The organism is Alicyclobacillus sendaiensis NBRC 100866 (genome assembly GCF_001552675.1).
Taxonomy (GTDB): Bacteria; Bacillota; Bacilli; order Alicyclobacillales; family Alicyclobacillaceae; genus Alicyclobacillus; species Alicyclobacillus sendaiensis.
Genome location: NZ_BCRQ01000033.1, coordinates 18,901 through 29,391, shown reverse-complemented (window position 1 = coordinate 29,391; position 10,491 = coordinate 18,901). Strand labels below are relative to the sequence as shown.

8 protein-coding genes are annotated in these 10,491 nt (G+C 63.0%); 7 read left to right on the top strand and 1 reads right to left on the bottom strand.

The genetic code is table 11. The features are described 5' to 3' along the window. Positions 1-253 precede the first annotated feature (253 nt). The 7 genes from AS26_RS08140 to arfA all read left to right on the top strand — a co-directional run bounded on the left by AS26_RS08140 (position 254) and on the right by arfA (position 9,675). Positions 254-1,681, top strand: a complete 1,428-nt coding sequence (locus AS26_RS08140; RefSeq protein ID WP_062308257.1) for a sugar porter family MFS transporter — start codon at positions 254-256, stop codon at positions 1,679-1,681. A 107-nt stretch (positions 1,682-1,788) separates the two neighbouring features. Beyond that, complete coding sequence (gene araB, locus AS26_RS08135; RefSeq protein WP_062308254.1) at positions 1,789-3,483, top strand: ribulokinase; 1,695 nt, start codon at positions 1,789-1,791, stop codon at positions 3,481-3,483. Further along, positions 3,477-4,187, top strand: a complete 711-nt coding sequence (locus AS26_RS08130; RefSeq protein ID WP_062308251.1) for an L-ribulose-5-phosphate 4-epimerase — start codon at positions 3,477-3,479, stop codon at positions 4,185-4,187. Before araB ends, AS26_RS08130 begins: the two co-directional genes overlap by 7 nt. Positions 4,188-4,220: 33 nt before the next feature. After that, positions 4,221-5,705 carry an L-arabinose isomerase gene (gene araA, locus AS26_RS08125; protein ID WP_083516025.1) on the top strand — a complete coding sequence of 495 codons (1,485 nt, stop codon included), beginning with the start codon at positions 4,221-4,223 and terminating at the stop codon, positions 5,703-5,705. Between the two features lie 55 nt (positions 5,706-5,760). Beyond that, entirely contained in the window at positions 5,761-6,954 is a 1,194-nt protein-coding gene (locus AS26_RS08120; protein ID WP_062308246.1) for a sn-glycerol-1-phosphate dehydrogenase, read from the top strand. Positions 6,955-7,057: 103 nt separating this feature from the next. Then, positions 7,058-7,984, top strand: coding sequence for an ArsR/SmtB family transcription factor (locus tag AS26_RS08115; protein WP_062308244.1), 927 nt, complete (start codon positions 7,058-7,060; stop codon positions 7,982-7,984). Positions 7,985-8,166: 182 nt separating this feature from the next. Further along, a complete protein-coding gene (arfA, locus tag AS26_RS08110) occupies positions 8,167-9,675 on the top strand; it encodes an arabinosylfuranosidase ArfA (protein WP_062308242.1) in 1,509 nt (502 codons plus the stop codon). Between the two features lie 32 nt (positions 9,676-9,707). Here the strand turns inward: arfA and AS26_RS08105 are convergent, their stop codons facing one another. After that, complete coding sequence (locus AS26_RS08105; RefSeq protein WP_062308239.1) at positions 9,708-10,484, bottom strand: hypothetical protein; 777 nt, start codon at positions 10,482-10,484, stop codon at positions 9,708-9,710. Between the last annotated feature and the right edge of the window lie 7 nt (positions 10,485-10,491).

Here is a 10,491-nt window from a genome sequence, read left to right as displayed (position 1 = left end):
CGGCTCCGGTTGCGGTGGAGACCGCATAGGTCCATCGACGGCGGAGCTAGGGTCCCAAAGTCAGAGGGTCAGATCGACTGGCCCCTCATCCTTGTTGCCGATGAAAGCGCATTGACAAACCCAAGAAACCGCTTTATTCTACAAGTTGTACGTACATGGCAAGTGTAAACCCATCTTGTACGTACGTATGGGATCCCTAAGAATCCGCCGGGACGCGGCCGGCCGTGCTCCGGTACCACTTTGGAGGTGCACCATGACCTCGAAGCATTCACAAGGATCGCGCGCGTATGCGGTGACGATTTCGCTCGCCGCTGCGATGGGCGGGTTGCTCTACGGTTACGATACCGCGGTCATCTCCGGCGCTATCGGCTTTCTGAAAACGCTCTATCAGCTCTCGCCCTTCATGCAGGGATTGGTCATCTCGAGCATCATGATAGGTGGCGTGATCGGCGTCGCCGCGTCCGGATTTTTGAGCGATCGCGTCGGCCGACGGAAGGTGCTGATGACGGCCGCGATTCTGTTCGCGATCGCCGCGTTCGTCTCCGCCATTTCGCCCGACGTGACGACGCTCATCCTCGCGCGGATTGTCGGTGGCCTTGGCATCGGCATGGGCTCCGCGCTCTCCGTGACCTACATCTCGGAATGTGCGCCGACGCAAATCCGCGGCGCGTTGTCGTCCCTGTATCAGCTGCTGACCATCATCGGCATCTTCTTGACCTACCTGACGAACTACCTCATCCAAAGTTCCGCAACGGTGACTTGGGACGTCCACACGGGCTGGAGGTGGATGCTCGGGCTGGGGTCGGTGCCCTCGGCTATCTTCTTCCTGGTCCTCTTGTTTGCGCCTGAGAGCCCGCGTTGGCTGGTGAAGGCGGGCCGCGTGGATGAAGCCAAACGCATTCTGGTTCGGATCAACGGATCGGCGCTTGCGGAACGTGAACTCGAGTCCATTCGCGAGTCCATCGCGAGCGAAAGCGCCGCCAGCGTGCGCGACTTGCTCAAACCGGGCTGGCGGAAAGCGCTTGGCGTGGGCGTCCTCCTGGCGCTCTTTAACCAGGTCATTGGCATGAATGCGGTCACGTACTACGGGCCGGAGATCTTCAAGATGGTCGGCTTTAGCCTGAACTCCGACTTTGAGATCCAGGCCTTTTTCGGTGCGATGTGGGTCGTGTTCACCGTCGTTGCGGTGGTGTTGATCGATCGCGTCGGCCGAAAGCCGCTTCTCATCGTGGGTTCTGCCCTCATGGCCATCTTCATGGCACTGATGGGCCTGACGTTTTACCTGCACGTGCACAACGGGTTCTGGTTGGTGCTCTTCATCATGGGCTTCACGGCGGCCTTCAGCGTCTCGATGGGACCCATCCCGTGGATCATGATCCCGGAGATTTTCCCCAATCACCTGCGCGCGCGGGCGGCGGGGGTCACAGCCATCTTTCTCTGGGGCGCGAACTGGGCCATCGGCCAGTTTACACCGGTGCTGTTGAACGATCTCGGCGGCGCCTACACCTTCTGGATCTTTGCGGTGATCAATGTCCTCGGCGTATTGTTTGTCACGGCTTGGGTGCCCGAGACGAAAAACCGCTCGTTGGAGGAGATTGAGTCCCTGTGGGTGGCGTCCGCGAGAAACGGATCGGCCGTCCAACAAGCGACGAACGAAGGCGCACGGCGGGTTCACTTTTGACTCGAACTTGTCCGAATAACTCATTGTGCTCGATCGACCTTGTAAGTACAATTGAGGTGATGTCTGCGGTTCCCACCTTCTGAATGCGCGAAGGAATGTGAGGATGGATGCGCATGAGCAAATACACGATAGGCGTGGACTTTGGAACACAGTCGGGGCGCGCGGTTCTCGTGGAAGTGGGCACGGGGCGCGAGCTGGCGACGGCTGTGAAGGCGTACACGCACGGCGTCATGGACGAGTACCTCCCGGATGGCGTCACACGGCTGGAGCCGGACTGGGCGCTGCAGCACCCGCGCGACTACCTGGAGGTTCTGGAGGAGACGATTCCTCAACTGCTGCGCGAATCCGGCGTGCGGCCGGAGGACGTGATCGGCATCGGCGTCGACTTCACGTCTTGCACGATGCTGCCCATTCGGGCAGATGGGACCCCGCTTTGCTTCGAGCCGCAGTTCGAGCGCCATCCGCACGCGTATGTGAAGCTGTGGAAGCACCACGCGGCGCAGGACGAGGCAAACAAGTTGAACGAGATTGCGCGAGAACGCGGAGAGGCGTTTCTCGCGCGCTACGGCGGCAAGATCTCGTCAGAGTGGATGATCCCAAAGATCTGGCAAATTCTCGACGAGGCGCCGGAGATCTACGACGCGGCGGACGCCATGATTGAGGCCACGGACTGGATTGTCATGCAGCTCACGGGGAAGCTTGTGCGCAGCTCTTGCCCTGCGGGGTACAAGTCCATCTGGCACAAGCGCACGGGCTACCCGAGTCCGGCGTTCTTCAAGGCGCTTCATCCCCGCCTTGAGCACGTCGTGGAAGAGAAGTTGTGGGGGCCGATTTTGCCGATTGGGTCGCGGGCCGGGGAGCTGACCGACGCGATGGCGCGCCGCATCGGCCTCATGCCCGGGACGCCCGTGGCCGTGGGCAACGTGGATGCGCACGTCTCCATGCCGGCGGTGGGGATCACGGAGCCGGGCAAGATGCTGATGATCATCGGCACGTCGACGTGCCACGTCCTGTTGGGGACGGAGGAGCGCGCCGTGCCGGGCATGTGCGGCGTGGTGGAAGACGGCATCATTCCGGGGTACATGGGCTACGAGGCCGGCCAGTCGGCGGTGGGCGATCACTTCGAGTGGTGGATTGAAAACGGCGTGCCGCCGGCGTACTGGGACGAGGCGCGCCGGGAGGGCATCGGGATTCACGAGCTCCTGACCCAAAAGGCCGCTAGGCTGGCGCCGGGCGAATCGGGGCTGCTCGCGCTCGACTGGTGGAATGGCAACCGATCCACGCTGGTCGATGCGGATCTCACGGGCCTCTTGATTGGCGCGACGCTCGCGACGAAGCCTGAAGAGATTTACCGAGCGCTCATTGAGGCGACCGCCTTTGGCACGCGGATGATTGTCGAGACGTTCCGCGCGGCCGGTGTGCCGGTGAACGAGATGTACGCTTGCGGCGGCATTGCGCAAAAGAACGCCCTGATGATGCAGATTTACGCGGATGTCCTCAACATGCCCATCCACATCGGCGCATCGACGCAGGCGCCGGCGCTCGGCGCCGCGATGTTCGGCGCCGTGGCGGCGGGCAAGGCGGGCGGCGGCTACGACACCATCGAAGAAGCGGCGCGGGAGATGGGCAGCGTGAGGGAGAAGCCGTATGTGCCAAACCCGAGCGCTGTTCAGGTGTACGACCAACTCTATCGCGAATACGCGCGCCTGTACGACTACTTCGGGCGCGGCGAGAACGACGTCATGAAGGTGCTCAAGCGCATCAAGAGCGCGGCGGTGAAGGAAGAGGTGAAAACATGCTGAGGGAATTGAAAGAGGCGGTGCTCGAGGCCAACCTCGCGCTCCCCAAGCACGGCCTCGTGACCTTCACCTGGGGGAATGTCAGCGGCATTTCTCGCAAGGACGGACTGGTCGTCATCAAGCCGAGCGGCGTACCGTACGAGGAGTTGACCGTGGATCACATGGTGGTGGTCGATCTCGACGGGCGCGTCGTCGAAGGTGATCTTCGCCCCTCCTCGGATACGCCGACGCACGTCGAGCTTTATAAGGCGTTCGACTCGATTGGCGGCATCGTGCACACGCATTCGCCTGCCGCGACCGCCTGGGCGCAAGCTCGCCGTCCCATTCCGGCGCTCGGTACGACGCACGCGGACTACTTTTACGGCGAAGTGCCCGTCACGCGCCCGCTGACGAAGGACGAGATCGAACGGGGTTACGAGCTTGAAACGGGGCGCGTGATTGTCGAGACGTTCCGCGAGCGGGGTCTCGATCCCGTCGCGATGCCGGCCGTGCTGCTCGCCAACCACGCGCCGTTCACGTGGGGCAAGGACCCGGCGGAAGCGGTGTATCACGCCGTGGTGCTCGAAGTGGTGGCGCGCATGGCGCGTGACACCGTGCTGCTCTCCGGCGGAGAGGCACACATGGATGCGTTCTTGCTCGACAAGCATTATCAGCGCAAGCACGGAAAGAATGCGTACTACGGGCAACCCGGCGCGGCCGCGCACTGAGGTGTCGGAACGAGCGGATGGGAGAGGATGTCGATGAAACAACCGGCCTATGAATTTTGGTTCGTGGTGGGCAGTCAGCACCTATACGGGGAAGAGGCGCTCGCGCAGGTGGACGCGCACGCGCGCGAGATGGTGCCCGCGCTGCAAGCGGCCGTGGGGGGAAGCCACACAGTCCGCTGGAAGGGCGTGTTGAAGGACGCGGACGAAATTCGGCGCCTGTGCCTCGAGGCGTCGGCGGACGACCATTGTGCGGGCGTGATCGCCTGGATGCACACGTTCTCCCCGGCGAAGATGTGGATTCGGGGCCTCAAAGCGCTGCAAAAGCCGCTTTTGCACCTGCACACGCAGTTCAACCGGGATATTCCGTGGGATACCATTGACATGGACTTCATGAACCTGAATCAGTCGGCCCACGGAGACCGGGAGTTCGGGTTCATGGTGACCCGCCTCGGCATGCCGCGCAAGGTGGTGGTGGGCCACTGGCAGGACCCTGAAGTGGCGCGGAAGATTCGCGGTTGGGCCCTGACGGCGGTGGCAGCGGCGGTGAGCCGCGGCTTGAAGGTTGCCCGCTTCGGCGACAACATGCGCCAGGTGGCCGTCACGGAAGGCGACAAGGTGGAGGCCGAAGCGCGGTTTGGCTGGTCGGTGAACGGGTACGGCGTGGGCGATCTCGTCGAGCGCGTGCGTGCGGTGTCGGAGGCCGAGATCGACCGGCTCATGGACGAGTACCAGACGCTCTACGACTTCGCTCCCGGGTGTGAAAAGGGCGGTCCGCGACATGACGCGGTGCGCGAGCAGGCGTGCATCGAGCTCGGGCTGCGCGCCTTCCTGGAGGAAGGCGGCTTCGAGGCCTTCACGACGACCTTCGAGGACCTGCACGGCCTGCGCCAACTGCCCGGGCTCGCGGTGCAGCGCCTCATGGCGGACGGCTATGGGTTTGGCGGCGAAGGCGACTGGAAGACCGCCGCGTTCGTGCGCGTCCTGAAGGTGCTCGCCGAGGGCGAGGGCACGTCCTTCATGGAGGACTACACGTACCACTTCGAGCCGGGCAACGAGATGGTGCTCGGCGCGCACATGCTCGAGGTGTGTCCGACCATCGCCGCGACGCGGCCGCGCGTAGAGGTGCACCCGCTCTCCATCGGCGGCAAGGAAGACCCCGCCCGGCTCGTGTTCGACGGCGCAAGCGGCTCGGCTGTCCAGGCCACGCTCGTCGATCTCGGCCACCGCTTCCGCATGGTGGTGAACAAGGTGGAGGCCATCCAGCCGGATCGGCCCATGCCGAAATTGCCTGTGGCGCGCGTGCTGTGGAAGCCGCTTCCCTCGCTCGCGTCGGCGGCGGAGAGCTGGATTCTCGCGGGCGGCGCGCACCACACGGTGTTCTCCTACCGGGTGACGGTGGAAGAGCTGCAGGACCTCGCGGACATGATGGGCGTGGAGTGCGTGGTCATCGATGAGCACTCGACGCCGCGGCAGATTGCGAACGAACTTCGCTGGAACGAAGCGGTCTACGGCCGCTGAAGAGACGCTGGGGCTGCGACGGTGCAGCCCCGCGCTGCTTTTGGGGGGATTGCGCGTGAGATGGAGTTTCGAGGAGCTGAAGAGGCTTGAGACCGACTGCCCGTGCGGCGAGCCACATCACGCCATTCCGGTGGAGAGGCTCGAAGTGGGGCAGGGCGCCCTGGACGAGGCGGCGACGTGGATCAAGGCCCGCTTTGGCCGCGTGGTCCTCGTCATGGATGAACACACCCGCTTGGCGGCGGGCGACGCGCTGGCCCAGCGCCTGACGGATCTCGGCGTGGTCTGGACCGCTTGCATCGTCGAACCGAACGGCCAGGGGGACGTGGTGGCCGATGAAGTGTCCATCGTGCAGGTGCTCATCGCCTGTGGGCCGGACGTGGAGGCCCTCATCGCGGTGGGATCCGGCACCTTGCACGACATCGCGCGGTTTGCGAGCGCCAAGATGCGGATCCCGTTTGTCAGCGTGCCCACCGCGCCGTCGGTCGATGGATTTACCTCTGCAGGGGCGCCGCTCATCGTGCGCGGCGTGAAGACGACGTACCAGACCCACGCTCCGGTCGCCGTGTTCGCGGACACGGCGGTGCTCGAGCGGGCGCCGAAGGAGCTCGTGTGGGCCGGGTTTGGCGACGTGATTGGCAAATCCACCTCGCTCGCCGACTGGGCGTTCGGCGCACTTGCGGCAGGGGAACCGTATTGCTCGCATCTGGCTTCGCTCACGCGGGAAGCGCTGGAGACGGCGGTGGCGGAGGTGCGGGGGCTCGCCGAAGGCCGTCCGGACGCCATTCGTCACCTGATGGAGGCGCTTTTGCTGTCTGGGCTCGTCATGCTGCTCTTCGGGCAGTCGCACCCGGCCTCCGGCGGGGAACATCACCTGTCGCACGATTGGGAAATGGAGTTTCTGCGATCCGGCCGGCGCCAGATCCTGCATGGCCTCAAAGTGGCCGTGGCGTGCGGCGTCCTCGCGGATTTGTACCGCTCGCGCGTGGAGGAAGCCGTGGCGGCGGCCGTCGAGGCAGGGCTGGCGCCATGGGCATCGCTCGCGGGGCGTGAACATGAGGTGCGCGCCATCGTCGCGTCGGTCCCGCCGGGCGATCGCGTCCGCGCGCTGATGCGGCAGCTGGGCGCGCCCGCGGAGCCGGGGGATCTGGGAATTGAGCGGTCCCTCGTCTCGTCGAGCCTGAAGCGCGCGCACAAGCTGCGGAACCGCTACACGATGCTGCGCCTGCTGAACGACACAAACGCGATTTAAGCGCCCCCTGCTGTCACGCACCTCGCCCGGCGTCGCGCGCTATCGCAGGACCCCGGTTTGTTTTATACTCTTGTAAAGATAATGGCCGGGGGTGCGGAACACGGTGATTCACATCAAGGACTTGCGGGCTGGGCTGCCCCTGTTCAAGGCGCTCGGATCCGAGGCGCGCGTGCAGTTGCTCGAGCTTTTGCTCGAGCACGGGCGGTTGAATATGGACGAGATCGCCAAACGGCTTGGGATCACGAACGGCGCGGTGACCCAACACGTGCGGAAGCTCGAGGAATGTGGGCTCGTGGTCACGGAGACCGCGGGCGCGCGCCACGGGCTGCAGAAGTTTTGCTATGTGAACGAGCAGAAAATCCTCGTGGAGCTGGCGCCCGAAGCGAAGGACCAAGATGTGTACGAGATCGACATCCGGGTGGGCCACTACGTCGCCTTCGAGGTGTGGCCCACGTGCGGCCTCGCGACCGCGGAGACCATCATTGGCACGTTTGACGATCCGCGCTACTTCGCAGACCCGCAACACATCGATGCGGAGATTGTGTGGCTCACGAAGGGCTATCTTGAATACTGGATTCCGAACTTTATCCGCACGGATAGGCCGGTGGAGGAAATTCAGATTATCGCGGAATTGGCTTCCGAGGCCCCCTCGTACAACAACGACTACCCCTCCGACATTCACTTCTCCATCAACGGCGTGGACGTCGGTTACTGGACGAGTCCCGGCGATTTCGGGGACGAACGGGGCCGGCAGAACCCGAGTTGGTGGCCGCCGCACCTCAATCAGTACGGGCACCTGAAGCTCATTCGTGTGAACCACGAGGGAACGTTCATCGACGGGTGCAAGATCTCCGACGTGACCATTGAGGACCTGCAGCCGTTTCAAGGGCATGCCATTCCGCTGCGCTTTTCGGTGCCCGAGGACGCCGAACACGTGGGCGGGATGACGCTCTTCGGCCGCCACTTCGGCCATTACGATCAGGACATCAAGGTGAGGGTAATCTATGGCCGTCCGTCCTGCAGGAAATGATTTTAGAAATAGATAAATAAATATAGATAAACTAGAATTCTTTGTTGACGAACCACCAAACCGAGTTGTATGTTTTTTCTGAAGGCAGAGAACACGGAGGTGGGATGCCTTTTATTTTAGTTTTAATTAAATAAGTTTAATATCATAAAGAATTATTCGTGGCAGAAAAGGAGAATCCTCTGATGACGAACGCTTGGAAAGCTCGCATGACCATCGATCCTGCCTATCGCGTCGCGGACCTCGACCCGCGCATCTACGGCTCCTTCATCGAACACCTCGGCCGCGCCGTCTACGGCGGCATTTACGATCCCGGCCATCCCACCGCTGACGAAGATGGGTTTCGCCAGGACGTGATCGATCTCGTCAAAGAGCTGAACGTGCCCATCGTCCGGTATCCAGGCGGCAACTTCGTCTCGGGCTACCGATGGGAGGACGGCGTGGGGCCTGTCGACGAGCGCCCCGTTCAGCTCGATATCGCATGGAGGAGCCTGGAACCCAACCGCGTTGGCATAAACGAGTTCGCGCGCTGGGCGAAGAAGGCGGACAGCCAAGTCATGATGGCCGTCAACCTTGGCACGCGCGGCATCGAGGACGCCAAACATCTCGTCGAATATTGCAACCATCCCGGCGGAAGTTACTGGAGCGATCTCCGCCGCCAACACGGTGTCGATAAGCCGCACGGCATCCGCGTTTGGTGCCTCGGGAACGAGATGGACGGGCCGTGGCAAATCGGCCACAAGACGGCCGACGAGTACGGACGGATTGCGCAGGAGGCCGCGAAGGTGATGAAGTGGGTCGATCCGTCCATCGAACTCGTGGCATGCGGCAGTTCCCACGCCAAAATGCCCACCTTCCCGGACTGGGAGCGCATCGTGCTGGAACACGCGTATGACGAGATCGACTACCTTTCGCTCCACACCTACTACGGCAATCGCGACGGAGACCTTGCGAATTTCCTCGCGTGTTCGCTCGACATGGACGCGTTCATTCGCACGGTCGTCGCGACGTGCGACTTCGTCCGCGCCAAGAAGCGCTCGCGGAAGACCATCTATCTCTCGTTCGACGAGTGGAACGTGTGGTTCCATTCGAACGAGGCCGACAAACAGGTGGAGCCGTGGCAGGTTGGACCGCCGCTCCTCGAAGACGTGTACACCATGGAAGATGCGCTCGTGGTGGGCTGCATGCTCATCACGCTCCTCAAACACGCCGATCGCGTTCGGATCGCGTGCCTCGCCCAGCTGGTGAACGTGATTGCGCCCATCATGACGGAAAACGGCGGGCCGAGCTGGCGGCAGACCATCTTCTATCCGTTTGCGCACGCTTCGAACCTGGCGCGCGGCACGGTGATGCACGCGCCGGTCGAATCGCCGAAGTACGACAGCAAGGACTTCACAGACGTGCCCTACCTCGAAGCGGTACCGGTGTGGAACCAGGAAGCGGGCGAACTGGTGCTCCTCGCCGTCAACCGCGGCGAACGGCCACTGCCGCTGGAGGTGGATGTGCGCGGCTTCCCCGGTGCTCGGGCGGAGGAACACCTCGTGCTCGCGCATCCGGATGTCAAGGCGGTCAACACGAAAGAGCGCCCGAACGAGGTCGTCCCGGCGAAACGCGCCGTGGAACCGGTGGATGGGGGCCGCCTTGCGGTTCTGCTGCCGGCCCTGTCGTGGAATGTCATTCGGCTATCCGTATGACCTTGGGAAGAGGGCCGCGCTCTGCGCGGCCCTTAGAAGTGCGCAGGCACGACCCGGGTTCCGTACTTTCGTGCAGCTGCCCAGAGGAGAAGGGCAATCACGATCCCTGGAAGAAGCAGACTGACGACAAGCGCACCGGGCGTAGCCGCGACCGCATCTGACAACCACGGAGCTTGTATGCGTAAATTTGGAATAGAACGCAGGACGTGGGCGTCGAGGATCCTCCAAGGCCCGAAGGCCGAAAGTCCCCGCGGTTTGGAACGCCCGGCGATTTCCATCCAAACACAAATGCCTAAGCTGTAAGCCGCTCCGCCAAGCAGTGTGTGGCTCACTGCGGTGACGGCTGCGGCTGTCACTGCGACAAACGCGAGCCTGACTAGCGCTGCGGCGAACAGGTATGCGGTCGGGGCGAGATGGGGGGATCCAACGTCGTGCCCTCCGCCGGTGGGAACGGCGGTCAGAACGACGAGCGCCATGAGCACCAGGCCTACGCCCCATCCGATGGCAAGTCGTGCGGCACGGTCCCACAGGACGTTCAGGAACGTAAGACCCCGGACGCGATGCTCCCGGTCCATGCCGAGTCGCATGTCCTCCCAGATCAGGAGCGAAATCCAGATGCCTAGGAGAAATGCTGACGCGGGAGAATCGCTCCACGCGAGGGCGATATCGAAGGCTCGCGCTAAGGCAAGTTGCGCTGGCCATTCCACCTCCGAGCCTTGTACAGCGCATTTTGCGAACGCGTAGGCTGCGCTGCCCAACCACCACAGCGTGCCACCCGAGAAAAATGTGCGGCGAATGGTCTTCCACATCGCGCGT

Coding starts and splice junctions, on each gene's coding strand:
- AS26_RS08140 (WP_062308257.1), top strand. CDS start 254: ATGACCTCGAAGCATTCACAAGGATCGCGCGCGTATGCGGTGACGATT.
- araB (WP_062308254.1), top strand. CDS start 1,789: ATGCGCATGAGCAAATACACGATAGGCGTGGACTTTGGAACACAGTCG.
- AS26_RS08130 (WP_062308251.1), top strand. CDS start 3,477: ATGCTGAGGGAATTGAAAGAGGCGGTGCTCGAGGCCAACCTCGCGCTC.
- araA (WP_083516025.1), top strand. CDS start 4,221: ATGAAACAACCGGCCTATGAATTTTGGTTCGTGGTGGGCAGTCAGCAC.
- arfA (WP_062308242.1), top strand. CDS start 8,167: ATGACGAACGCTTGGAAAGCTCGCATGACCATCGATCCTGCCTATCGC.
- AS26_RS08105 (WP_062308239.1), bottom strand. CDS start 10,484: ATGTGGAAGACCATTCGCCGCACATTTTTCTCGGGTGGCACGCTGTGG.